The organism is Rhizobium leguminosarum bv. viciae USDA 2370, from assembly GCF_002008365.1.
Taxonomy (GTDB): domain Bacteria; phylum Pseudomonadota; class Alphaproteobacteria; order Rhizobiales; family Rhizobiaceae; genus Rhizobium; species Rhizobium leguminosarum.
Genome location: NZ_MRDL01000015.1, coordinates 79,742 through 104,729, shown reverse-complemented (window position 1 = coordinate 104,729; position 24,988 = coordinate 79,742). Strand labels below are relative to the sequence as shown.

At 60.5% G+C, this 24,988-nt stretch carries 24 protein-coding genes and 1 riboswitch; of the genes, 16 read left to right on the top strand and 8 right to left on the bottom strand.

Translation table 11 applies throughout. The features are described 5' to 3' along the window. The first annotated feature begins 92 nt into the window (after positions 1–92). A complete protein-coding gene (locus BS629_RS06615) occupies positions 93–764 on the top strand; it encodes a GntR family transcriptional regulator (protein ID WP_018243866.1) in 672 nt (223 codons plus the stop codon). 61 nt (positions 765–825) lie between these two features. On the opposite strand, the gene BS629_RS06610 is transcribed toward BS629_RS06615, so the two are convergent. After that, entirely contained in the window at positions 826–2,454 is a 1,629-nt protein-coding gene (locus BS629_RS06610) for a GH39 family glycosyl hydrolase (protein ID WP_018243865.1), read from the bottom strand. A gap of 351 nt (positions 2,455–2,805) precedes the next feature. Between BS629_RS06610 and BS629_RS06605 the strand changes: the two genes are divergently transcribed. The 13 genes from BS629_RS06605 to BS629_RS06545 all read left to right on the top strand — a co-directional run bounded on the left by BS629_RS06605 (position 2,806) and on the right by BS629_RS06545 (position 16,721). Further along, positions 2,806–4,707 (top strand): ABC transporter substrate-binding protein, encoded by a 1,902-nt coding sequence (locus tag BS629_RS06605; protein WP_018243864.1) that lies wholly within the window; start codon positions 2,806–2,808, stop codon positions 4,705–4,707. Positions 4,708–4,774: 67 nt separating this feature from the next. Continuing rightward, a complete protein-coding gene (locus BS629_RS06600; protein ID WP_018243863.1) occupies positions 4,775–5,779 on the top strand; it encodes an ABC transporter permease in 1,005 nt (334 codons plus the stop codon). A gap of 6 nt (positions 5,780–5,785) precedes the next feature. Next, entirely contained in the window at positions 5,786–6,643 is an 858-nt protein-coding gene (locus BS629_RS06595) for an ABC transporter permease (protein ID WP_026188545.1), read from the top strand. 4 nt (positions 6,644–6,647) lie between these two features. Continuing rightward, positions 6,648–7,682, top strand: coding sequence for an ABC transporter ATP-binding protein (locus BS629_RS06590; RefSeq protein WP_018243861.1), 1,035 nt, complete (start codon positions 6,648–6,650; stop codon positions 7,680–7,682). Then, positions 7,679–8,569, top strand: coding sequence for an ABC transporter ATP-binding protein (locus BS629_RS06585; protein ID WP_018243860.1), 891 nt, complete (start codon positions 7,679–7,681; stop codon positions 8,567–8,569). Before BS629_RS06590 ends, BS629_RS06585 begins: the two co-directional genes overlap by 4 nt. Before the next feature lie 106 nt (positions 8,570–8,675). After that, complete coding sequence (locus BS629_RS06580; protein WP_018243859.1) at positions 8,676–10,892, top strand: primosomal protein N'; 2,217 nt, start codon at positions 8,676–8,678, stop codon at positions 10,890–10,892. Between the two features lie 69 nt (positions 10,893–10,961). Further along, complete coding sequence (locus BS629_RS06575; RefSeq protein WP_018243858.1) at positions 10,962–11,351, top strand: AGROH133_08824 family phage infection protein; 390 nt, start codon at positions 10,962–10,964, stop codon at positions 11,349–11,351. 255 nt (positions 11,352–11,606) lie between these two features. Next, entirely contained in the window at positions 11,607–12,173 is a 567-nt protein-coding gene (locus BS629_RS06570) for a F0F1 ATP synthase subunit delta (protein WP_018243857.1), read from the top strand. Beyond that, positions 12,173–13,702: a F0F1 ATP synthase subunit alpha gene (gene atpA / locus BS629_RS06565; RefSeq protein ID WP_018243856.1), complete on the top strand. Its 1,530-nt coding sequence runs from the start codon at positions 12,173–12,175 to the stop codon at positions 13,700–13,702. The genes BS629_RS06570 and atpA overlap by 1 nt, the downstream gene beginning before the upstream one ends. Positions 13,703–13,730: 28 nt before the next feature. Continuing rightward, positions 13,731–14,615: a F0F1 ATP synthase subunit gamma gene (locus tag BS629_RS06560; RefSeq protein WP_018243855.1), complete on the top strand. Its 885-nt coding sequence runs from the start codon at positions 13,731–13,733 to the stop codon at positions 14,613–14,615. A gap of 23 nt (positions 14,616–14,638) precedes the next feature. Next, positions 14,639–16,075, top strand: a complete 1,437-nt coding sequence (atpD, locus tag BS629_RS06555) for a F0F1 ATP synthase subunit beta (protein WP_018243854.1) — start codon at positions 14,639–14,641, stop codon at positions 16,073–16,075. Then, positions 16,075–16,314: a hypothetical protein gene (locus tag BS629_RS06550; RefSeq protein ID WP_018243853.1), complete on the top strand. Its 240-nt coding sequence runs from the start codon at positions 16,075–16,077 to the stop codon at positions 16,312–16,314. Before atpD ends, BS629_RS06550 begins: the two co-directional genes overlap by 1 nt. Then, positions 16,314–16,721, top strand: coding sequence for a F0F1 ATP synthase subunit epsilon (locus BS629_RS06545; RefSeq protein ID WP_018243852.1), 408 nt, complete (start codon positions 16,314–16,316; stop codon positions 16,719–16,721). The genes BS629_RS06550 and BS629_RS06545 overlap by 1 nt, the downstream gene beginning before the upstream one ends. 149 nt (positions 16,722–16,870) lie before the next feature. On the opposite strand, the gene BS629_RS06540 is transcribed toward BS629_RS06545, so the two are convergent. From BS629_RS06540 to BS629_RS06510, 7 genes are all read right to left on the bottom strand, one after another. Next, positions 16,871–17,608, bottom strand: a complete 738-nt coding sequence (locus BS629_RS06540; protein ID WP_018243851.1) for a sugar transferase — start codon at positions 17,606–17,608, stop codon at positions 16,871–16,873. Positions 17,609–17,775: 167 nt separating this feature from the next. Further along, complete coding sequence (locus BS629_RS06535; RefSeq protein ID WP_026188543.1) at positions 17,776–18,996, bottom strand: acyltransferase family protein; 1,221 nt, start codon at positions 18,994–18,996, stop codon at positions 17,776–17,778. Between the two features lie 182 nt (positions 18,997–19,178). Further along, positions 19,179–20,189, bottom strand: a complete 1,011-nt coding sequence (locus tag BS629_RS06530; protein ID WP_018243849.1) for an ABC transporter substrate-binding protein — start codon at positions 20,187–20,189, stop codon at positions 19,179–19,181. Positions 20,190–20,257: 68 nt separating this feature from the next. After that, the gene (locus BS629_RS06525; RefSeq protein WP_018243848.1) at positions 20,258–21,070 is read right to left on the bottom strand and encodes an ABC transporter ATP-binding protein; all 813 of its coding nucleotides are present in this window, start codon (positions 21,068–21,070) and stop codon (positions 20,258–20,260) included. Then, entirely contained in the window at positions 21,067–21,873 is an 807-nt protein-coding gene (locus BS629_RS06520; RefSeq protein WP_018243847.1) for an ABC transporter permease, read from the bottom strand. The genes BS629_RS06525 and BS629_RS06520 overlap by 4 nt, the downstream gene beginning before the upstream one ends. Before the next feature lie 12 nt (positions 21,874–21,885). Continuing rightward, positions 21,886–22,494, bottom strand: coding sequence for a YkoF family thiamine/hydroxymethylpyrimidine-binding protein (locus BS629_RS06515; protein ID WP_018517250.1), 609 nt, complete (start codon positions 22,492–22,494; stop codon positions 21,886–21,888). Continuing rightward, a riboswitch (TPP riboswitch) is annotated at positions 22,485–22,598 on the bottom strand. (Overlaps the previous gene by 10 nt.) A gap of 244 nt (positions 22,599–22,842) precedes the next feature. After that, positions 22,843–23,439 (bottom strand): NADPH-dependent FMN reductase, encoded by a 597-nt coding sequence (locus BS629_RS06510; RefSeq protein WP_018243845.1) that lies wholly within the window; start codon positions 23,437–23,439, stop codon positions 22,843–22,845. Between the two features lie 83 nt (positions 23,440–23,522). Between BS629_RS06510 and soxR the strand changes: the two genes are divergently transcribed. Continuing rightward, positions 23,523–23,987, top strand: coding sequence for a redox-sensitive transcriptional activator SoxR (gene soxR / locus BS629_RS06505; RefSeq protein ID WP_017995352.1), 465 nt, complete (start codon positions 23,523–23,525; stop codon positions 23,985–23,987). Positions 23,988–24,138: 151 nt separating this feature from the next. Then, positions 24,139–24,909 carry an SDR family NAD(P)-dependent oxidoreductase gene (locus tag BS629_RS06500; protein WP_018517248.1) on the top strand — a complete coding sequence of 257 codons (771 nt, stop codon included), beginning with the start codon at positions 24,139–24,141 and terminating at the stop codon, positions 24,907–24,909. Positions 24,910–24,988 lie beyond the last annotated feature (79 nt).

Sequence of the window (24,988 nt, the reverse complement as noted above, 5' to 3'; positions counted from 1 at the left end):
CGTCCAGGACGCTCTATCACTTTAGATTGGCGCATAATCCCTTTCCGAAAATCGAATCCGGTTTTCGGGGTTATGCTTCAGAGGAGATGACATTGCAGACGCTCAACGAAAGCCGCGAAGACGGCATCGAGCATGATGATCTAAGCATTGCCCGCGCGCTGGAGGAGGACATCATTTTCGGGCGGCTGGCGCCTGGAACCCGCCTGACCGAAGACACGCTCCTTGCCCGCTTTCACGTCACGCGCCATTTCGCCCGGCAGGCGATCGTGCAGCTCGAGACGATGGGTATCGTGGTTCGCGAGCGCAACAAGGGCGCGACCGTCCGCTCGCTGACGGCCCGCCAGGTCCAGGAAATCTACGACGTTCGGGAACTGCTGCAACGGCAGGCAGCGCTGTGGATAAAGCTGCCGGCGCCCGAGGCGTTGATCGAGGAACTGCTGGCGCTGCACGAGGAGCATGGCCGCCACATCGAATCCGGCTATCTCAGGGGTGTGCACGAGGCCAACGATAAATTCCACCTGACGCTCTTCGGCGCCTGCGGCAATTCGCATCTGGTGCAATCGATCGAGCTCTATATGCGGCTCAGCCTGCCGGTGCGCGCCAATTCGATGTCGAGCAAGGAATCGCTGCGTATCTCGCACGAACATCACCGGCTGATGATCGAGATGCTGCGCGGTGGGGATAACTGGGTTCTCGCCCAGCTCTGCGTCGACCATCTGCAGCCGAGCAAGAAACGCTATCTCGCCTATGTCAGTGACAACTGACGCGAACCGGCCGCTTGAAAGGGAGCGCAATCTTTCGATTGCGCTCCCTTCGCCTACCGGCTCACCAATCGAGGCGCAGGAGAGACACGCCTTGACGCGGTAGGGAGACTTTGAGGGCGATTTTGCCGTCGTCGACCTTGACCGACGCCTCGCCGTCGATCTCGGCGAGTTTTCCCGAGGTTTCCAGCCTGGCATAGTCTTCGCCGGCCGGATTCTGCGGCTTGCCCATCGCCTTCCAGACGCCGAAGGCGTTGGAATGCTCCTCGTCCATCCTGAAATGCTTGAGCGAGGCGGACTTGTCGCCCCAGCCGTCGAGATTGACCGTGATTTCGGCGGACGGCCCGGCTTCGTCATCGTCGTGGTAGTGCCAGAGGAGAATGGAAACACCCTTGTCGTCGCGGGTCGCCACGACGTTGACATCGGGCTTGCCGCGCACGCCATGGCTCATGATATCCTCGATATCGCGGCGATAATCGCTTTCCGATTCCAGCCATTCGCCGCCGAGCTTGCCGAGCATGCGGAAGCCGTTGAGAACAGCCTTGTCGACGCCGTTGGTGGCAAGATCGCGGAAGCCGTCGAAATAGGGCTGGTCGTCGAAGAGGAAAGCCCAGGTCACCGCGCCTTCGATATGGATGTTGGCGCGTCTCGCCAGTTCGTAAGTGCGAATCATGCTCTCGACGACATAGACGCCGTAGAGTGGGCCGTTGCGATAACCGTTCTGCGGATGGACGCGTGCAGAGCAGGCCGCACAGCCTTCCGGATCGGATTCGCCGATCACCACGGGCAGGTGTCGGAGTTCCGGAAACTCGTTGATGATGGCAAGGTTCGTCTCGATGTCGCGGAGCTGCTTGTGCAGGCCCATCCGGACGTGGCCCTCGTAGATCACCGGATTGCCCTTGGCATGGAAGGCGAGGAAATCGATCGGCGACTTATTGTCGACCGCGTGCTTGAGGAAGGCACGCAGGAAAGTCTGGGCCTTTTCGTTGGCAAAAGCGCCGCAGGTGTGCGGACCGCCGACACGGGCATTCGGCAAGGCACGCTTCAGGGCCTTGGCGCTGACATCATACATTTCGCAGAATTGCGGTATGGTGCCGGTCCAGTAGTGACCGTCCGGCTCGTTCCACACTTCCCATGGCCAGCTTGAAACGACGGCCTCGCCATATCTTTCGGCCAGATGGCGCGCCCATGCTTCGATCAGGTCAGCCCATTTCTTCAGATCCGTCGGCGGCGCCGTCCAACCGGTGGTGATCGTTGCGTATTTGTCGGCCGGCTCCCATTGGTGGCGATAGGGACCGTCGAAATCGGAGAGCGCCTCAGGCGTGAAACCGATCTGGATCAGCGGAATGTTGCCGGCTTCCACATAGGTGTCGAAGATCTTGTCGATGATCGTCCAATCATAGACCGGATTACCGTTCGCATCCTCGGTATAGGCATTGGTCGAACCCCATTTGAGCGCAGGCAGGCCGTCGCCGCTGGTCAGAAGATTGTGCGCACGGATGCGGGGTGGCTCGGGGCTCAGCTCGGTGAGTTCCTTGAGCAGCTTCCTGCCGTGCGGGGAGTAGGTGTAGTTCGGCTCGTCGTAACCGAACCAGTTCCACAAGGGTTCGTATTTGCTGGTTGGCCGGTTGGCGTGAACGGAGATTGTCACGTCATAGGGGCTGCTCATCCTGGTGTCCTCTTGAACGGTCATGCCAAAGCCTCCTCCCGAAAGCAGCCGACCTGTCTGGTGATGAAGTGCGGCCTCTTGGGAGGGCGCCGCGCTCGCTGCAAAAGCTAAGCCAAACGCTCACTTTGTCAATAATATAAAAAATCAGATCGGCGCCGTTCGCCAAAAATGCCTGTAAATGCGCTATTTTTTATGACAGACAAAATTATCAGTTGCCGTTTCTCAAAAAATTGTCGATAACTGTGGCGTGAGTTCGCCCGCCGTCGAGGAGTGCATGTGTCCCTGCGGCACGCGCAGGCAGGGGTTCGCTGGACGCCATCGTCAATCGATTACGGGAAGCGCTCGCCGCGGCGAGTTGAGGAGGAGGAACATCCGATGAAGTTCCGTAAATATGCAGCCATTGCCTTATTGTCGCTCATGGCCCTTCCGGCATTTGCGCAGGATTTCATTGCCGGCATACCGCGCAATGAAACGCTGATCATCCAGGGTACGCCGCAGCAGAATGCCGACTGGTTCAACCTCTGGGCTCCGGGCGGCGGGGCGGCTGCAAATCTCAACGGCCTGCAGCAGCTGACCACCGATACGCTATGGTTCATCAATCCCGAAGGCGGCAAGGATGCCTGGCAGAATGCGCTGGCCAGCGAACCGCCGAGCTACAACGCCGATTTCACCGAGATGACGGTGAAGCTGCGCAAGGGCATCTTCTGGAGTGATGGCATCGAATTCACCAGCGACGACGTGGTCTATACCGTGCAGACGCAGATCGACCATCCCGGCATGGCCTGGAGCGCGCCCTTCACCGTCAATGTCGCGAGTATCGAAAATCGGGATCCACAGACGGTCGTCTTCCATCTAAAGAAGCCGAACTCGCGCTTCCATACGCTTTTCACCGTGCGCTGGAATGCCGCCTGGATCATGCCGAAACACGTCTTCGAGAAGGCCGCAGATCCGCTGTCCTTCAACAACAACCCGCCGGTTTCACTCGGGCCCTACCAGCTGCAGAGTTATGACAAGGGCGGCAACTGGACGATCTGGAAGCTGCGCGATGACTGGCAGCGCACGTCGATCGGCCTGGCTGCAGCACAGCCGCCCGAGGTCAAGTACGTCGTCTATCGCGCCGCCGGCAATCCGGAGGCCCGCGTCATCGAGCAACGCAACCACAATCTCGACGTCATCAACGACATGGCGCCCGAGGGCATGTTCTCGATCATGCGTGACAGCAAGAGCACGGCCTCCTGGCTGAAGGGTTTCCCTTTCGCGCATCCGGACCCGACGCTGCCTTCCGTTCTCTTCAATACGAAGAAGGCACCCTTCGACAATAAGGACGTGCGCTGGGCTCTCGCTCTGCTGATCGACATCCGCGAAGTGGCGCTTGGCTCCTATCGCGGCGCGGCCAATATCGCCGCCCTTGCCACGCCGCCGACGGGTTCTGCCCCGGACGATTATTACGCACCGATGCAGGACTGGCTGACGAACTTCGAGCTCGACACCGGGTCCCGCAAGATCAAGCCTTACGATCCCAACATCTCGTCGCAGATCGCCAATATGGTGCGCAGCCAATGGGCCGATCAGATCCCGACCGATCCGGCCAAGCTGCAGCGAACCTTCGGCTTCGGCTGGTGGAAGAAGGACGTTGAGGCTGCGACCGAGCTGCTGCAGAAGGCAGGCTTCAAGAAGAGCGGCCGCCAGTGGATGAAGCCTGACGGCACGCCCTTTACGATCCGCCTGCAGGTGGAAGGCGATGCCATCCCGACGCTTGCCCGCGCCGGCACGGTGATCGCCCAGCAATGGACGCAAGCCGGCATCGCCACCAAGGTCGATGTCGCCGGCCCGACCAATGGCCAGCGCCTCAGCACCGGCGATTTCGAGACGGCGATCTACTGGAGCATCGAGACCTGGGGCGGTCATCCCGATCTCTCCTTCTTCCTCGACAGCTATCATTCGGAGTTCATCAAGCCGGTCGGGCAGATCCAGCCGCCGCGCAATCTGCAGCGCTGGCAGGATCCGCGTCTCGACCAACTCATCGAGCGCAATCGGTCGATCGCCTTCGATTCGCCCGATGTCGCCAAACTCGGCCAAGACTTTCTGAAGCTTGCCGTCGAGGAAATGCCGATGATCCCGCTGATGGCCTACAACAAGTTCGCGCCGCTCGATACGACCTACTGGACCAACTATCCAAGCGCGGACAATCCGTATTCGGCCTCGGGTCCGAACTGGTCGAACATCCGCTACATGGTGGTCGGTCTGAAGGCCAATCCGGACGCGCCGAAGCCTTGATCGAGGCAATATCGAGGGAGCAGCCGGCCGCCGGCTGTTCCCGTTCTGCTATTGAAAGGTCGATGTCATGAACGGCTTTCTGATCTATGCGGCAAAACGCTTTCTGCAATTTCTCTTCGTGGTCTTCACCGGCATCACGCTGGCCTTCCTGATCGCGCATTTTTCGCCGGTCGATCCGATCGAGCAGACAGTGTCGCTGTTGACGAGCTTCGGCTCCACCGATCCGCAGGCCGTCGAGATCCTCCGCGAATCGCTGCGTGAACTCTACGGCACCGGCGGCCCGCTGCTGGAGCAGTATTTCACCTTCTGGGGCCGCGTCCTGACCGGCGATTTCGGCCCGTCGCTTTCCTCTTTCCCGACCCCTGTGATGACCGTTATCGGCCGTGCACTGCCCTGGACAGTCGGGCTTCTGACCCTCGCAACGATCATCTCCTGGATCATCGGCAATTTTCTCGGCGCCCTTGCCGGTTATTTCCACAGCAGCAAGCTGCTGAAGGTTGCCGGTATCGTCATCATGGCGCTGCAGCCGATCCCGACCTACATCATCGGCCTCAGCCTGGTGATCCTCTTCGGTTTCATCTGGCCGATCCTGCCGATCAGCGACGGGGCGCAGGTCAATCTCGCGCCTGCCTTCAACTGGGCCTTCATCAGCTCGGTGATCGAGCACGGCATCCTGCCGGCCCTGACCCTCGTGCTTGTCGGCATTGGTGGCTGGTTCATCTCGATGCGCTCGCTGGTTTCCAACATCGTCACCGACGATCACGTCGTCTATGCCGAACTTGGTGGCGTGCGCTCGCGCAGCATCTTTTCGCAATATGTGGCGCGCAACGCCATGCTGCCGCAGGTCACCGGCCTGGCACTCAGTCTCGGCAATGTCTTCGGCGGCGCCGTCATCGTCGAGTTCGTCTTCAACTATCCCGGGATCGGCAAGCTTCTGATTTCCGGCATTTATTCCGGCGATTACAGCCTCGTGCTCGGTGTCACCACAATCGCCATCATCGCGGTTGCCGCCGCGGTCTTCGTGATCGACATCATCTATCCGCTGATCGATCCACGTGTGAAACTGGGGTAATCCTTGATGTTCAAAGTCCTCAGAGACCTGCTGCGCTACAACAAGGAGTTCCTGCTCGGTACCATCCTGATCTCTATCATCCTGGCGCTGATCGCGGCATCGTTCTTCTCGCCCTATGACGAGAATGCCATCTATGTCGTCGCGCCCGACATGCCGCCTTCGGCCGAATTCTGGCTCGGCACCACCTCGCGTGGCCAGGAGGTTTTCTGGCAGATCGCCGCCTCGATGCGCAATACGCTGTTCTTCGGCATCATCGTCGCCTTCGTCAGCCGCATCATCGCCATCGCCGTCGGACTGATCTCCGGCTATATCGGTGGGCGAACCGACCAGATCATCATGGCGGTCAACGATACGCTCGGCGCACTGCCGAATATTCCGATCCTGCTGCTTCTGGTCTTCGTGCTTCGCGACCAGATGACGTGGTTCATGCTGGCGATCACCGCGGCGCTGCTCGGATGGACGCATGACAGCCGCCTGATCCGTTCCGTCGCACTGTCTCTCCGCCACCGGGAATTTACCCGGCACGCGGTCTTCTCGGGCATGCGGACACGACAGATCCTCATCCGCGAGCATCTGCCCTATGTCATGCCGATCGTCTTCTTCACGACTATGAACAATCTGATCTGGGCGATTGGCCTCGAGGTGACGCTCTCGGTGCTTGGATTTTCCGACATCAACCGGCCGACGATCGGCGGCATGATCTACTGGGCCAATGCGCATTCCGCAACGGTATCGGGCGTATGGTGGTGGGTCGCCTTTCCGATGCTCTTCGTCGTCATCCTGTTCCTCGGCCTGTTCATGCTCGCCATGTCGGTGAACGAATATATCGACCCGCGCTCGCGCCTGGCCCGCATGGGAGCTTGAGGAGATGCAGAACCTGATGAGGACGCAGCCTTTGACCCTTGCCGAAAACGCCACGGACGCGCTGACGATCGACGGGCTGAAATGCTATTACGTCAATGATTATTTCGGCGTGCGGCGGGAGATCCGCGCAGTCGACGATATCAGCCTGACCATCCGCAGGAACGAGATCTACGGCATTGCCGGCGAATCCTCGAGTGGCAAGACATCGCTGATCAAGACGCTTGCCGGCGCCATCCGGCCGCCGATGCGCGTCGTCGGCGGAACGGTGAAATTCAATTTTGCCGACGGGCCGATCGATGTCTATGCTGAACCGAGCAAGATGAAGGCGGCACGCTGGCGCCACCTTTCCTACATCATGCAAGGCTCGATGAACGTGCTGAACCCGGTCAGAAGGGTCAAACACGCCTTCACCGATTTCGCTTCCCGCCACATGAACCTCGATCCAGATGCCTTCCGCGCGCGCGTCGAGGCGCATCTTGCCCGCCTGCATCTCGATCCGCATGTGCTCGAGGCCTTTCCGCACCAGCTTTCGGGCGGCATGCGCCAGCGCCTGACGATCGCTCTCGCCACTGTCTGCGAGCCGGAATTCATCATCGCCGACGAGCCGACGACGGCGCTTGACGTGCTCGTCCAGCAGGACGTGCTGGCGCTGATCAAGGAAGTGCAGATGCGCCTGCAGTCCTCGGTCATCTTCGTGACCCACGACATGTCGGTGCATGCGGCCATCACCGACCGGCTGGCCATCATGTATGCGGGACGGCTGGCGGAAGAGGGGCCGACGCAGGCGATCTTCGACAATCCCCAGCATCCCTACACCGTTCACCTGATCGGCAGCCTGCCACGCATCGGTGATGTCTCGACGCGAAAGAGCCTCAGGGGCAAGCCGCCGGCACTCTCGGATCCGCCTTCGGGATGCCGGTTCCATCCGCGCTGTCCGATCGCGATCGACAAATGCGCACGTGAGGTGCCGGCCATGCTGCCGAGCGCGACCGGAGGGCGGGTCGCGTGTTTCCGTGCCGGGGAGTACCAGATTCAATGAGCAGCCATTTCCTTCTCGAACTCGACCACGTCACCAAGCTCTTTCCGATCGGCGGTTTCTTCTCGCGCGAGAAGATGAAGGCGGTCGACGAGGTCAGCTTTGCCCTCACCGCCGACAAGCCCGAGATCTTCACGATCGTCGGCGAATCCGGTTCCGGCAAGTCGACGCTGGCAAAGATGATTCTCGGCAACGAAAAGGCCGATCGGGGCAGCATCCGCTTCGACGGTACGGATGTGAAGGCGGTGCGCTCCCGTAGGGATCGTGAGACTTTCATGGCCAAGGTCCAGCCGGTCTTTCAAAATCCGTTCGAGGCCTTCAATCCGCTGACCCGGATCGACGAGTATCTGCTGGCCACCGCCCATCGCTTCAAGGGCGCGAAGAGCCGCGCCGAGAAAGAGGCGCTTGCCGACGTTGCCCTTCAACGTGTCGGCCTGTCGATGGCGGAGATAAAAGGTCGTTTCTCGCATGAGCTTTCAGGCGGCCAATTGCAGCGCATCGCCGTCGCCCGTGCGCTGATCCCTGAGCCGAAGCTGATCGTGGCGGACGAGCCGGTCTCGATGGTCGACGCATCGCTGCGCATGTCGATCGTCAATCTCTTTCGGGATCTGCGCGACGCGCTCAACGTCTCGATCGTCTACATCACCCATGACCTTGCGACCGCCTACTACATTTCCGACCGCGTGGTGATCATGCGCAAGGGCGTGGTGGTGGAGAGCGGCGATGCCAGGGATGTGCTGGAACATCCGAAACACGCCTACTCTATCGCCTTGAAGAACGCGGTCCTGCCGCCCAATCCTCGCGAGGCGTCGGCGATCATTCGCCTGCGGCAGCGCAATGGCAAGGCAAATGAAGCCTATTCCGGCGATGGCGACCGCCTTGCCAGGTGAAGCTCAATTTCTGAGCTTCACTCTTTAAATCGCTGCGGCGACCCGCAGTGCGTGGCTCCGTCTTTGCAGTTTCAATTCCATCGATTTGCGGGCATGGTCTCGCGCGATGAGCACAGATTCGTCCGATCTCTTTGGCGCGCTTTTCGAGGCACCGCCCGCGAACCGAACGGTTCCCGTGCTGGTGCCGATGCCGGCGCCCAAACCCTATTCCTATTCGGTGCCGGATGGCATGGCGGTCGAGCCCGGCTCGGTCGTGCAGGTGCCGCTCGGGCCGCGGCAGGTGATCGGCGTCGTCTGGGACGGCGGCGAAGACGGCGTCGATCCGAAGAAGCTTCGGCCGATCAGCCATGTCTTCGACTGCCCGCCGCTTTCCAGGGAGATGCGGGATTTCATCGATTGGGTGGCGACCTATACGCTCTCGCCGCCTGGGCTCGTTGCTCGCATGGCGCTGAGGGCGCCGAACGCCTTCGAGCCGGAACCGATGGTGGAGGGGTTGAAGCTCGTCGGCGGCGAACCGGAACGGATGACGCCGGCGCGCGCCCGGGTGCTCGATACCGCCTCCGACGGCTTTTCCTGGACACGCAGCGGTCTTGCCCATGCGGCGGGCGTCTCGACGAGCGTCGTCGACGGACTGATCACGCTCGGCATTTTTGAGGCGATATTCCTGCCGCCGCCGCCGGTTGTGGCGATGCCCGATCCGGATTTTGCCGCCGCACGTCTCGAAGGGCCGCAGAAGGAGGCAGCCGAAGAGATCGTTACCGACGTCCGCAAGGGCGAATTTTCGGTGTCGCTGATCGACGGGGTGACCGGCTCCGGCAAGACCGAGGTTTATTTCGAAGCGATTGCCGAGACGCTGAAACGTGGCAAGCAGGTGCTGATCCTGCTGCCGGAGATCGCGCTGACGGCCAGTTTCATGGAGCGCTTCCAGGACCGCTTCGGGGCAAAGCCGGCCGAATGGCATTCCGATCTTGCGCCGCGCATGCGCGAAAAGGTCTGGCGCCAGGCGGTGACCGGCGAAGTGCGGGTGGTGGCGGGCGCGCGCTCGGCGCTCTTCCTGCCCTTCGAGGAGCTCGGCCTGATCATCGTCGACGAGGAGCACGATCCCGCTTACAAGCAGGAGGATCGCGTCTTTTACAATGCTCGCGACATGGCTGTCGTGCGCGGCCGCATCGGCGATTTCCCCGTTATCCTGGTGTCGGCGACGCCGTCTGTCGAAAGCCAGGTCAACGGGCAGAGCGGACGCTACAGCACCGTCCACCTGCCGACGCGTTTCGGCGATGCGGCGATGCCGGATCTGCATCTGGTCGATATGCGCAGGCACGCGCCGGAGCGGGGCGGCTTCCTGTCGCCGGTGCTGATCCGGGCGATCGGCAAGACGGTGGAGAAGCGCGAACAGGCGCTGCTGTTTCTCAACCGCCGCGGTTATGCGCCGCTGACGCTTTGCCGGGTCTGTGGCCATCGGTTCCAATGCCCGCAATGTTCGAGCTGGCTGGTGGAGCATCGTTTCCGCAAGCAGCTGCAATGCCACCAATGCGGCCATGCCGAGCGCACGCCGGAGGCCTGCCCGGAATGCGGCACGCTCGACCATCTCGTTGCCTGCGGGCCAGGCGTCGAGCGCATCGCCGAAGAGGTGGAACGGCATTTCCCGGAGGCGCGAACGATCGTTCTCTCCTCGGATATTATGGGTGGGGTGAAGCGGCTGCGGCTGGAGTTGGAAGCGATCGCCAAGGGCGAGGCGGATATCGTCATCGGCACCCAGCTTGTCGCCAAGGGGCATAATTTTCCGCTGATGACGCTGGTCGGCATCGTCGATGCCGATCTCGGCCTTGCAAATGGCGACCCCCGCGCGGCCGAGCGCACCTTCCAGCTTTTGTCGCAGGTGACCGGCCGGGCCGGACGCACCGGACTGAAGAGCCATGGGCTGCTGCAGACCTATCAGCCGCAGCATCCTGTCATGCAGGCGATCGTATCAGGTGATTCCGACGCCTTCTACGAGCGCGAGATCAGCGAACGCGAACGCGCCGTGCTTCCGCCCTTCGGCAGGCTTGCCTCGATCATCGTTTCTGCCGAAACCCGCCATGATGCTGAAAACCATGCGCGCGGCATGCGCAACGCCGCACCGCAGGTGTCGGGTATCTCGGTGCTAGGCCCGGCCGAAGCGCCGCTCGCGCTGGTACGCGGCCGTCATCGCTTCCGCCTCCTGGTGCACGGCCGGCGGAACTCGGACATGCAGGGGTTCCTGCGGGCGATGCTGTCGCAGTCACCCAAGGAGCGCGGATCGGTGCAGGTGCAGCTGGATATCGATCCGCAGAGTTTTCTCTAGACGCCATTTCCTCCTTTTTCGGCCCATGCCATAAAACACTGATTCATCCGGGTGATTTGGGGCTGACGCATGGAGTTTTATTTTCCGACCGAGCTTGGCGAGCAGCTTGCTTTTTGCTCTGCCGCTTTCACGGCGCTTGCCGGCTTCATCATGATGTTCGCGCCGGGGCAGACTTTCCGTCTTCTCGGTCTGCAGGCGCAGGAGGGGCGGCCGGAAGGTTTCGGCGAGGGACGCTCGATGGGCGGTTTCTATCTCGGTTTCGGCCTGTCGGCGATCCTGCTCGCCCAGGACTGGATCTACATGGCGCTCGGCGCCTCTTTCGCGATGGCTGCCTTTGCCCGTATCATCTCGATCCTGTCCGATAAGGGGAGTAATCTCGTCAACTATTTACTCCTGGTTGTGCAGATTGCTTTGGCCGCGCTACCGCTGCTCTACGTTTTCGGCTTCATCCAGACGTGACTCTCTCTGCCGGCAGACGGCATTTCTGGCCTCCTTCCAGGCCATTGCGCAATTTTGCGAACAGAAAATCATATGAAAGGCATATTCGGGCGTTACGCGTGTTGCGAGTCCGTACATCCTATGTTAGACGGACCCCGAATTTCGGAAGAAGCAAGAGGCTTCTCTTGTGATTTCTGGGGGAAATCAAAACGAATTCAAGATCATAGGTTCGGCGCCCGCCGAGAGCCGGATTTTGGGTTGAAATCAGGGAAATTTGTGCCAGTGGCAGACACGTCCCAGCTTACTTCTGGTGTTGCCGAGCGCTATGCCTCGTCGCTTTTCGAACTGGCGCTCGAGCAGGGCGCCGTCGACAGCGTAACCGCCGATCTTGACCATTTCCAGACGATGCTGGATGAGAGCGCCGACCTGAAGCGTTTCGTCGCAAGCCCGGTTTTCTCCGCCGAAGACCAGTTGAAGGCGATCGTCGCCATCAGCGAGAAGGCCGGCATCAGCGGTTTCTTCGCCAATTTTCTGAAGGTCGTGGCGCGCAACCGCCGCCTGTTTGCCCTGCCGGGCATGATCAAGGCCTTCCGCATCATCGCCGCGAACCATCGCGGTGAAATTTCCGCCGAGGTCACCTCGGCGCATGCGCTTTCGCAAGCGCAGGAAACCGAATTGAAGGTGGCACTCAAGAGCGTTACCGGCAAAGACGTGACGATTGCCGTCACGGTTGATCCGTCAATTCTTGGTGGTCTGATCGTGAAGGTCGGGTCCCGTCAGATTGATACGTCTCTTCGTACCAAACTCTCTACCCTTAAGCTCGCATTGAAAGAGGTTGGCTGATGGATATCCGCGCCGCGGAAATTTCCGCAATTCTCAAAGACCAGATCAAAAATTTCGGCAAAGAGGCAGAAGTCTCGGAAGTCGGCCAGGTTCTCTCCGTCGGTGACGGTATCGCTCGTGTCTATGGTCTGGACAATGTCCAGGCCGGTGAAATGGTCGAGTTCCCGGGCGGCGTCCGTGGCATGGCGCTGAACCTCGAATCCGACAATGTCGGCGTCGTCATCTTCGGCGCTGACCGTGACATCAAGGAAGGCGACACCGTCAAGCGGACCGGCGCCATCGTCGACGTTCCGGTCGGACCTGAATTGCTCGGCCGCGTCGTCGACGCGCTCGGCAATCCGATCGACGGCAAAGGCCCGATCAATGCGACGCGCCGCTCGCGCGTCGACATCAAGGCTCCCGGGATCATCCCCCGCAAGTCGGTTCATGAACCGATGTCGACTGGCCTCAAGGCCATCGATGCGCTGATCCCGGTCGGCCGCGGCCAGCGCGAACTCGTCATCGGCGACCGCCAGACCGGCAAGACCGCGATCCTTCTCGATGCCTTCCTCAACCAGAAGGCCATTCACGACAACGGTCCGGAAGGTGAGAAGCTTTACTGCGTCTACGTCGCCATCGGCCAGAAGCGTTCGACTGTCGCGCAGTTCGTCAAGGTGCTCGAAGAGCGCGGCGCTCTGAAATATTCGATCATCGTTGCCGCCACCGCTTCCGATCCGGCGCCGATGCAGTTCCTGGCTCCGTTTGCCGGCTGCACCATGGGCGAATATTTCCGTGATAACGGCATGCATGCGCTGATCGGTTACGACGATCTGTCCAAGCAGGCCGTATCCTACCGTCAGATGTCGCTTCTGCTGCGCCGCCCGCCGGGTCGCGAAGCCTATCCGGGCGACGTTTTCTACCTGCATTCGCGCCTGCTCGAGCGCGCTGCGAAGATGAATGACGACATGGGCGCCGGTTCGCTGACCGCTCTGCCGGTTATCGAGACGCAGGGCAACGACGTTTCGGCCTTCATTCCGACCAATGTGATTTCGATCACCGACGGCCAGATCTTCCTTGAAACCGATCTTTTCTATCAGGGTATCCGTCCTGCCGTGAACGTTGGTCTGTCGGTTTCCCGCGTTGGTTCGGCGGCGCAGATCAAGGCGATGAAACAGGTTGCCGGCTCGATCAAGGGCGAACTCGCGCAGTATCGCGAAATGGCTGCCTTCGCCCAGTTCGGTTCGGACCTCGACGCTGCGACGCAGCGCCTGCTGAACCGTGGCGCACGCCTGACCGAACTCCTGAAGCAGTCGCAGTTCTCGCCGCTGAAGACGGAGGAACAGGTCGCGGTGATCTTCGCGGGCGTCAACGGCTATCTCGACAAGCTGCCGGTTGCTTCGGTCAGCAAGTTCGAGCAGGGTCTCCTCTCATATCTGCGTTCGGAAGGCACCGCCATCCTCGACGCGATCCGCACGGAAAAGGCAATCAGCGATGATACCAGGGGCAAGCTTACCGCTGCTCTCGATAGCTTCGCAAAGTCTTTCTCGTAATCGGGCCCTAAGTTAGGACGGATCACGGATGCCTTCACTTAAGGATCTGAAAAACCGGATCGCCTCCGTCAAGGCGACGCAGAAGATCACCAAGGCGATGAAAATGGTCGCCGCGGCGAAGCTTCGGCGTGCGCAGGAGGCAGCCGAGGCCGCCCGGCCTTATTCGCAGCGCATGGGTGCGGTTCTGGCGAACATCGCCAAGGCCGTCACCGATGCGGATGGCGCGCCGACACTGATGACCGGTACCGGCAAGGACCAGGTTCACCTGCTGGTGGTCTGCACAGCCGAACGCGGTCTTTGCGGTGGCTTCAATTCGCAAATCGCACGCTTTGCGCGCGAGCATGTCCGCAAGCTGCTTGCCGAGGGCAAGACGGTGAAGATCTTTACCGTCGGCAAGAAGGGTTATGACATCCTTCGCCGCGAATATGCTTCTCTGATCATCGAGCGCAAGGAATTGCGCGACGTCAAGCGAATCGGTTTCGAGAATGCGGACCAGATCGGCAAGCGCGTCATCCAGATGTACGAGGCCGGTGAATTTGACGTCTGCACGCTGTTCTATTCCGAATTCAAGTCGGTGATCAGCCAGATTCCAACAGCGCAGCAGCTCATCCCGGCTTCGACGGGCGGAGTACAGAGCGAAGATGCCGCGCATGCAGGCGCCGTCTACGAATATGAGCCGGATCCGGCATCGATCCTCGAAGATCTGATCCCGCGCAATATCTCGGTCCAGGTCTTCCGTGCGCTCCTCGAGAACGTTGCCGGCGAGATGGGTGCGAAGATGAGCGCGATGGATAATGCGACGCGTAACGCCGGTGAGATGATCAACAAGCTGACGCTGAGCTACAACCGCCAGCGTCAGGCGCAGATCACCAAGGAACTCATTGAAATCATTTCGGGCGCGGAAGCGCTCTGAGGTTAGGAAAAGAGGGTCAGAAAATGGCTGAGGCAGCTACCCCCAAGACAGGCTCTGTCGGCAGAGTCACACAGGTTATCGGCGCCGTCGTCGACGTTGCTTTCGAAGGCGAACTGCCGAAGATCCTGAACGCGCTGGAAACCAGCAACAACGGCAATCGCCTCGTTCTCGAAATTGCGCAGCACCTTGGCGAAAACGTCGTTCGTACCATCGCGATGGATTCGACCGACGGTCTCGTGCGCGGCCAGGAAGTCACCGACACGGGCTCTCCGATCATGGTTCCCGTCGGCAATGAGACGCTCGGCCGCATCATGAACGTCATCGGTGAGCCGGTCGACGAAGCAGGTCCGCTGGTTACCGCCCACAAGCGCTCCATCCACCAGGATGCGCCGACCTATGTCGAGCAGTCGACGGAAGCGCAGATCCTCGTCACCGGCATCAAGGTCGTCGACCTTCTCGCCCCCTATGCACGCGGCGGCAAGATCGGCCTCTTCGGTGGCGCCGGCGTCGGCAAGACCGTTCTGATCATGGAACTGATCAACAACGTCGCCAAGGCGCATGGTGGTTACTCGGTTTTTGCGGGCGTCGGTGAACGCACCCGCGAAGGCAACGACCTTTACCATGAAATGATCGAATCGAACGTCAACAAGCACGGTGGTGGCGAAGGCTCGAAGGCTGCGCTGGTTTACGGCCAGATGAACGAGCCGCCGGGTGCGCGCGCGCGCGTTGCTCTGACCGGCCTGACGGTCGCCGAACACTTCCGTGACCAGGGCCAGGACGTGTTGTTCTTCGTCGACAACATCTTCCGCTTCACGCAGGCAGGTTCCGAAGTGTCGGCTCTGCTCGGCCGCATCCCGTCGGCCGTCGGCTATCAGCCGACGCTCGCAACCGACATGGGCCAGATGCAGGAGCGCATCACGACGACAACCACCGGCTCGATCACCTCGGTCCAGGCCATTTACGTTCCGGCCGACGACTTGACTGACCCGGCGCCGGCAACTTCGTTCGCTCACTTGGACGCAACGACGGTTCTGTCGCGCTCGATCGCTGAAAAGGGTATCTACCCGGCCGTCGATCCGCTCGACTCCACGTCACGCATGCTCGACCCGTTGGTCGTCGGCGAAGAGCATTACGAAGTCGCCCGTAAGGTCCAGTCGACGCTGCAGCGTTACAAGGCCCTCCAGGACATCATTGCGATCCTTGGCATGGATGAACTGTCCGAAGAAGACAAGGTTGCCGTCGCCCGCGCCCGCAAGATCGAGCGCTTCCTGTCGCAGCCGTTCTTCGTCGCCGAAGTTTTCACCGGCTCGCCGGGCAAACTGGTTGCTCTTGAAGACACGATCAAGGGCTTCAAGGGCCTCGTCAACGGCGAATATGATCACTTGCCGGAGGCTGCCTTCTACATGGTCGGCTCTATGGACGAAGCTGTCGAGAAGGCCAAGAAGCTCGTAGCTGCTTGATGAGCGACGCGCTAGACGAAATATTCTGCTGCGACTCCCTGAGGGGGGTCGTGGCGGATCTTCCGGAACCAGCTGCTCCCACCGTCTATCGTGCCGATAACGGCGTGCTGATGATGGTGGTAGGTCTTGTCCAGAGCGAGGAAGGCCTCGGCTATCTCGATCAAGCGATACTGCACTGCCCGTTCTGCGGGACAAAATTGCAAGATGCAAAAGCCATAGCCGAGAAGGTAAGTCACTGATGGCTGACAATTTCAACTTTGAGCTCGTTTCACCGGAGCGCCTGCTGCTGTCGGAGATGGTGACTGAGGTCGTCATTCCTGCGACTGAAGGCGAAATGACGGTTATGGCAAACCATGCTCCGACGATGACGACGATCAAGCCTGGTGTCGTAAGCGTGCGTTTCGCCTCCGGTAAGAAACAGGACTATGTGGTGTTCGGCGGTTTTGCTGATATCCTGCCGACCGGCTGTACATTGCTTGCTGAATCTGCAGTTCCGGTCGAAGAACTCCAAAAAGACGAGCTGACCCGCCGTATCGAGGCCGCCCGTAGGGAACTCGAACATGCCGAGTTGCACGAGCACAAGTCGAAGCTCGAGCACTTCATCATGGAAATGACGCATCTGAGCGGTATCGTTCAACAGGACTGATCGCAATTGACTATGACGATGAAAGGCGGCTGTTACAGCCGCCTTTTTTGTGTCCGTTCCATCTCTTAGGGGGCGGAAGACAGCGCCACTGGTGGCTTGAAATGAACAAGCGGTGGATATCGCCGCTTTTGCAACGCGCAAAGTTCATCTCAGAAGCCTGTACCGCCGCGCAGCTCGATGACGACCGTCCTGAGCAGTATCTTCAGGTCGAGCAGCAGGCTGAAATTCCTGACATAATAGATATCGCAAGCGATGCGGGCGCGGGCTTGCAGCGATCGCGCCGTCGGGCCCCGCCAACCGCGTGTCTGCGCAAGACCGGTGATGCCGGGGCGCATGATGTGGCGTTGATGGTAGTCCGGCACCAGTTCTTCGTAGAGCTTGCCGGCTGCCCGCATGTTGATGGCGTGGCAGCGCGGGCCGACCAGCGACATCTCGCCCCTGAGGACGTTGAAAAGCTGCGGCAGCTCGTCGATATTGGTCTTGCGGAGCACCGCGCCGATGCTTGTCACCCGGCTGTCGCCCTTGACGGTCTGTTGAACGCCGCTCGGATCACAAGCTTCGGCGCGCATCGACCGGAACTTGAAGACCGTGATCTTCCGGCCGTTCAGCCCCCAGCGGATCTGGCGGAAAAACACCGGACCGCCATCGTCGAGTTTGATGAAAAGAGCGATGGCCAGAAAAAGCGGCGCCAGCACGAGGAGGGCGCTGACTGAGGCGACGATGTCGATCAACCGCTTCATGGCCAGCCGCAACGCCATTTTTCTTTCTACAGGGGAAAAGCTATCCGGCTGGCGAATGTTGGAGTTCGCTATAACCAGGGTCTTGGTTTTGTCCTGACGCTGAGACGGATCGAAGCGTGAATTCGTCTTCGAAGTAAAAGCATTCATTACGCAAGGTCCACAAGTTTAGATGCGATACTGAACAGCAGTGAGACAGATACATGGTCACGTATCGTTTGTCATCGGTATAAATATGAATTTGATAACCCTAAAGACGCCAAAAATGGGAGTATTTCGCGTTAACCTTAATGCCTGTAGTTGCACTTATGGGGAATTTATACTTTGAAAGGAGTAGCCCGATTGGGTAGGCGAGATGTCAGCCGGTTGCCGAAATCGATCGCCGGTTTTTCCAGCAGGAAGTAGCTGAGGCTCGCGACCAGAAGGATGAGCGCCCCCGCCAGCCCGCAAGATTGCAGCCAGCCGGCGACGACATTTTCCGAGGAAAAGCCAAACGAGCCCGGGTCGAGTCTCTGGATCAATATCAGGATGATCTCCTGCCAGATATAGATGCCGAAGGAGATCTTTGCGATGTAGCGGACAGGAGCGTTGTCGAACAGCCTGCCCAGGAGTTGCGAATGGCTGAGCGAAACGAGCGCCGTTGCGACCGCCAGCGGAAAGACCGGAAAACCGTAGGGGATTTCGAGCCAGCCGTAAGCCTCGTCGGAGCCGCCGGGCGATATGACGAGGCGGTAGCCGGCAACGGCGATGGCCAGGAGCGATACAACATCGAACCAGGAGGCGCGCCTTGTTGGGAGCATGACCTCGACGCTCGCGGCAAGCGCGCCGAGCGCGAAGACGGCAAAGAAGCCGATCGGATTATATCTCGGCATCCACTCCTTCGCGCCGCCCTGCAGGCCGTACTGCCAGCCGCGTCCGATGTCGTCGAGCGGAAATAAGGCCAGAATCAGCACATGGGCGAGAAGTACGGCTGCGATGACGCAAAGCCAGGCGAAGCGGGCAAGCAACGGGCGCCGCCTCAGGAGGGGCAAACGAAATAGCAGGAGAAAGCAGATCGGCAGGAGCACATAGCTGGTGACCTCGAAGGCAATCGACCAGAGCGGCCCGTCGGCTTCGACAGGAAACAAGGTACGCCAATGCCACTGGCTCATGAACAGCAGCCCGGAGACGTAGCGGAGCACAAGCTCCGGCGTCAGCGGCAGGGCAAGCAGCGTCAGGCTGAGAGCGAAGCCGATGGTGGCGGCGAACCAGAAGCCCGGAGCGATGCGCGCCGCCCTGCGGATCGCGTAATGGCGGAGGCTCGGCATGGCGCTACCGGCGTCGAGCGCGCGCCAGAAGGGATGGGCAAGAAGAAAGCCGCTGAGCACGAAGAAGATGGCGACGCCGAAATTGCCGAAGCGGAGGATATGTGCGGTCGGTCCGAGTTCGTCAGGGATTCTGCGCATATCCAGCCGCAGCGCGAAGTGGTGGGCGAGCACCAGCAGACATGCCGTCGCACGCAGAAAGTCCGCTCCGGCCAGTCTCTCCTGTTGTCGCATCCTGCCTCCCCACCTTGCCCAGAGCATGATGCCGAAAAGTTTGAGCGGTGCTCGGACGACATCATGCACCACTTCCTTGATTTAGATACGGATTCAGCTCTTAGGCCGGAGCAGCCCAAGATCTGAATCCGTATCTGAGATTTTGCAGCGGAAAGCCGCGACGGGCAAGGCAGGGGGTGGGCTCAGTCGAGAAGTTCGTTGGTATAATAGGTGGAAAAGTCCGGCTTCTCCTTGAGTGCGGCGCCATTCGCATCGACCAGAATGCCATTCTCCATCAGGAAGCCGCCGAGGCCCTCGGCCTTTGCCGGGTCGAGCTTACCGATCACGCCGGCCTCGGATTTCAGGAAGTGCCCCTCGATCAATGCCTTTTGAGAAGCCTTTACCAGTTCCGTGTTCATCAGTGCGCCGTTGCTTCCAGAGATCAGCAGCTCGCAGGCTTCGTCGGGATGGTCGACGGAGTAGGCATAACCCTTTCGTGTCGCTTGGATGAAGGCGCGAGCGTGTTCCCGACTTGCGGAGAGATAGGCGTCGCTGGAGACGATGACCGTCGTCTGCTCGTCGGGAATGCCATAATCGGAATAGTGGAAGCGGCCGATCTTCCGGTTTTCCAGTTCGGCGGCGATGCCTTCCCAGGTGTAAATCTCCAGCGTGAAATCGATCGAGCCATTGTCCAGCGCCTCGTAGGCGGAGGTGCCGAGAGTGACGGTCTTGACGTCGCCCTTGCCGCCATCATTGCGGATCATCGCGGAGATCAGCGCGCTCTCCCAGGTGCCGCCAAAGCCGCCATAGGTCTTGCCGTCGAGGTCTTTCGGGCTCTTGATGTCGTCGCGTCCGCCCTTGAAGATCAGGCGTGCGGTTTCTGTCTGGACGACGCCGTAGACCATCTTCACGTCACCGCCGCCAGCGCGCTGCGTGAGGGTCTCGATCTCGCTGCTGATGCCGAAATCGGCGACGCCGTTGGACACCAGCGTTCCGGCGCTGGTGTCGGTGAAGGGAAGAATCTCGACATCGAGCCCGGCATCGGCATAGAAGCCCTTCGCCTTGGCGACATAGATGCCGATATGGTTGGTGTTGGGTGTCCAGTCGAGCGCGATGCGAACCTTTGCGGGCGCCGATTGGGCGAGGGCGGTACGGCCGGCGAGGCTTGCCGCGATGGCGGCGAAGATCGTCTGGCGACGGGTGAGAAGCAGCATGGTGACCTCCTCAGGTCTCTAGAGCATGATGCCGAAAAGTGTGAGCGGTTTTCGGACGACATCATGCTCTAACTCTTTAAATCAGAACAGGATTCAGATTTGAGGCCGACCGGCCTAAAATCATCCTGTTCTAGCGGATGAAGCAGGGTTTGCAGGATTTCGGTTTCGATCGCCTGGGCCGCCGGCGAGCCGAGATCGGCAATGCTTCTCGGGCGGGGCAGGGGAACGCGGAATTCGCGGATGATACGCGCCGGACGGGCCGAAAGCACGTAGATCCGGTCGGAGAGGAACACGGCCTCGCGAACATCATGGGTGATCAGCAGCGCCGTCCAACGGTGTTCGGTCCACATGCCCTGCAGCCATTCCTGGATCTGCGTGCGCGTCAGCGCGTCCAGCGCGCCGAAAGGCTCGTCGAGCAGCAGCATGTCCTGGGTCTGGACGACGGTGCGCAGCAGCGCGGCGCGCTGGCGCATGCCGCCTGACAGTTCGGAGGGATAGTGGTGTTCGAAGCCGGCAAGGCCGAAGCTCTCGAACAGCGGTGCGACGGCGGCGCGGGCCGCGCGGCGGCTCATGCCTTTCACCTCGAGACCGAGTGCCGCATTGTCGATGATCCGGCGCCAGGGCATCAGCGCATCGCGTTGCGGCATGAAGGCGAAGGAATGCGGCGCCTGTTCCAGCGGCACGCCCTTAAAAAGCATGGTGCCGGCATCGGGGCGCAGTGCCTGGGTCAGCAGTCGCAGCACCGTCGATTTTCCGGAGCCGGAGGGGCCGACGATCGAAACGAACTCGCCGTCTGCGACGGCGAGCGAAATATCGCCCAGCACCTTCATGCCGTCGAAGGACTTCGAGATACTGTGCAGTTCAACCATTGCATCGCTCATCGGCGCCGCTCCGCGGTTGGCTGCCAGGGCATGACGAGGCGCTGGATCAATAGCGTCGCTCCGAAGAGGCAGAGTGTCAGAACGGCGCTGATGACGACGGCGGCGAGCACGAGATCGGGACGGAAATTGTTCTTGGCGTTGAGGATATAGATGCCGAGGCCGCGGGCGGCGCCGGCATATTCGGCAAAGATCGCGCCGACGACGGCGTAGGTGATCGAGATTCTGAGGCCGGCGAAGAAATAGGGCAACGAGGAGGGAAGCCGTGCCAGGCGGAAAATGCGCCAGCGGCTCGCCTTCATCGAATTCAGCAATTCGGCGATGTCGCGGTCGGTCGATTCATAGCCCTGCAGCAAGGCGACGAGCAGCGGGAAGAAGGTGACGAGCGCCACCAGCAGGATCTTCGGCAACAGGCCGAAGCCGAACCAGAGGACGACGAGGGGCGCGATCGCCACCAGCGGCAGGGTCTGGCTGGCGATGAAGATCGGCAGCAATGCCCGGCGCATAAAGGGCACGAAATCCATGAGGATCGAGGCGGCGAAGGCGAAGGCCAGCGACAGCGCGAAACCTCCGAGTGTCGCGCCGAGCGTCGGCCAGGTGTTTGATATCAGCGCCTCGCGGTTCAGCCAGCCCTGGATGACGATGCGCGAAGGCGCCGGCAGGATGGAAGGTTTGATACCGGAAAGATCGACATAGAGTTCCCATGCCGCCAAAAAGACGCAGCCGGCCAGCAAGGCGGGTATGCCCCGGTAGAGAGCGGCGCGGAGCGCGGCAAGGCGCGAAGCCGATGGTTGTGGCAGTGTCATCAGCGTTCGATTTCAGGCTTTCGTCGGGCTATTGGCAGACGCCGTGATGTCGAGGGTAACATGTCCCTCGGGGTCGCCGAAGCGATAGAAGGCCTCACGAATGGTTGCGAAGACGGCACCGGCATCGCCAGAAAGCCTGGTGCAGAAATTCTTGGCACGGTCGAAGGTGCCGGAGCGCTTCAGGAAGTCGATGCAGCCATAAATCTCGTCCATATGGGTACCGGTTCCCATGACGTAGAGCGAGAATTGCGCAGCGGTCGGCTGGCCGGTCTCGGTGGTGGTTTCAACGGCGGCAAGTGCGGCTGTTATACGCTCGGCAAGCGGCTCCGCCTGACCGAGGGAAGGATTGACGCCGCAGATGACGTCGTCGGGCTCGCCGGGGCAGCCACGTGAAACGGCGGCGGACAGGACGCAATGCTCGCCGGTCTTCGCAGCGGCAACGAATAGATCGTGCATGGCGGCGAAGAGAATGTCAGGCGGGCCGACCAGCAGCGTGGAGATGTCATCGGTCTCGATGCGCAGCCGGTCGCGATAGGCGTCGAGCGCCTTGACGGCATCAAGAATGATGCCGTCGAAATTGCCGGACATCGGATAGAGTGACACCTGTGCGCCTGAGAACATCTGAACCTCGCTCCGCTGGCATTACCCAGATCAGCTTTGAAGGGTCCAGAGGCTTGCACCTCACATCTCAGCCCCGGCGATACGGAGCTCCCCTGTTATTTGCGCGGAAACTATCACCGGGGTTTCCTCCCCGCAACAGCAAAATTGCGAACCCGTCCGCGCGGTCGGGATGAGCCTGATGTGACGGGAAACACCCGGACGGAGGTCCTGTCCGGGTGTTCCCAATGGTTCCGTACCTGCCGGGAACGGAACCGGAGCTTTCTGCCTCAGGCGGCTAGCGCGTAACCCCGAAAATCGGAATCGATTTTCGGAAAGGATTATGCGCAGATTCAAAGTGATAGAGCGTCCTTAGCGCGTCTGAAAAGACGCGCGGCGCTCTATGTCGGTATAGGGACGATCGCTGCGGGCAGCGACGAGCGCCTGCGTCCACCATTCCAGCCTCGTCATCATCCGATCGAGCAAACGCATTGCCTCGGCGGGATTGTCGAGCCGCCCGTCTGTGTCGAAGCGGTTCCAAGGTGCGGCAAAGCTGACCGAATCGCGGATCGTCACGGCGTGGAGTTCGGCAAAGACGAGCCGCAGCTGTTCGACGGCGCGCAGGCCGCCAGATATGCCGCCATAGGAAACGAAGGCGACCGGCTTGCCCTGCCAGGGCTCGAAGAAGAAATCGATGATCGACTTCAACGAGGCGGTGAAGCTGTGATTGTATTCCGGCGTGACGATGATGAAGGCGTCGGCCATGCCAAGCCGTCCGGCGAGCCTGTCGATTTCGGGGTGCGTCATGTCACGGTTGGCCGGCAGCGCGAAATCCAGCGGGTCGATGATGTCGATATCAAATTGCGGGAAGCGGACGAGCTCCTGCGTCAGCCATTTGACCACCCGGTCGCAGATGCGGCCCTCTCTCGTGCTCCCATAGATGACAGCCAGCCTGGTGGGTGTTTTCACGCGTCGCTCCTTGTTGCGATTGGACTTTACGATTGCAGGAGCCAAAGTTATAAAACCTCAACTAATATTGAGGTCAAGAGGTGATGGATACAATTCCCGCGGCGCCGCTCGGCAAGCTCCTGACGGTCGGTGAAGTGGCAGAGCGCAGCGGCCTGGCCGTCTCGGCGCTGCATTTTTACGAGACCAAGGGGCTGATCTCGAGCATCCGCTCCCGCGGCAACCAGCGGCGCTATGGCCGCGATGTGCTTCGCCGGCTCGGCATCATCAAGGTGGCGCAGCGTGTCGGCATTCCGCTTTCGGAAATCCAGGCGGCGTTCGAGTCCCTGCCGCAGGGACGCACGCCGACCGTCGCCGACTGGCAGACGCTGTCGGCGCGCTGGAAGGATGATCTCGACGCGCGAATCAGGCGGCTTAGCCTGCTGCGCGACCGTCTGACAGGTTGCATCGGCTGCGGCTGCCTGTCGATCGAAAGCTGTCCGTTGCGCAATCCCTGCGACCGGCTCGGCAAGGAGGGGCCAGGCGCGCGGCTTCTGGAGACCGAAAACTAAAAGGCTGGAACTTCTTGGGAAGAGCAGTTTCCGGGGTGAGACCAAGTCTCTCCCGGGAAAGATCGATGCGCGCCTTTCTTTCGGTCGGCGTGCTCATATGTTAAGGGCGAGTGACGCAACCGGCGGCACTGTCCGCGAGGAGGACGGCTTCGTGTTTCATCCCAGACTGTTCGAAAATCGCAATGTGGTCGTGACCGGCGCCGGTCGCGGCATCGGCCTTGAAGTGGCCCGGCAGTTCCTGGACTGCGGCGCGAAAGTAATCGTCCATACCGGGCGCAAGCCGGGACGCGACCTCCCGGATTTCCTGCTGACGGCTGAATCTGAAAGACGGGCGCTGCTGCTGCATGCCGATTTCTCCGCAGTTGGTGGGGCAGCGCAATTTGCTGAAGATGCTCTCGCCTTCTTCGACAGGGTCGATGTGCTCGTCAACAATGCCGGTACCATGCTTGGCCGTTTTCCCGCTGCCACGCTCACCGACGCAGAATATGAGGCGGTCGTGCGGCTCAACCAGACATCGGTGGTGGCGCTGACACGCGCGCTGCTGCCGGCATTGAAGGCGGCTGAAGGCGCTGCCATCGTCAACACGGTTTCGATTTCGGCGCTGACCGGCGGCAGCCCCGGCTCCTCGATCTATTCGGCTTCGAAAGCCTTCGTTGCGACCTATTCCAAGGCGCTTGCCCGTGAGCTTGCACCGGACGGAATCCGCGTCAATTGCGTGTCACCGGGAACGATCGAGACGGAATTCCATGAGCGCTATTCCTCCCGCGAAAAGCTGGAACAGACGAGAAAATCCATCCCCCTGCAGCGGCTCGGCACGGCGGAGGACTGCGCTCCCGCCTATCTGTTCCTGGCGGCTCCCTCGCTCTCGGGCTACATCACCGGACAGGTGATCGAGATCAACGGCGGTCAGCTTATCTGCTGATTTGTTTGGACCTTTTTTGGCATTTCATCACTTTTGACCAATTCGCTTGTGCGAATATGCTATTGTGCTGATCTACCTC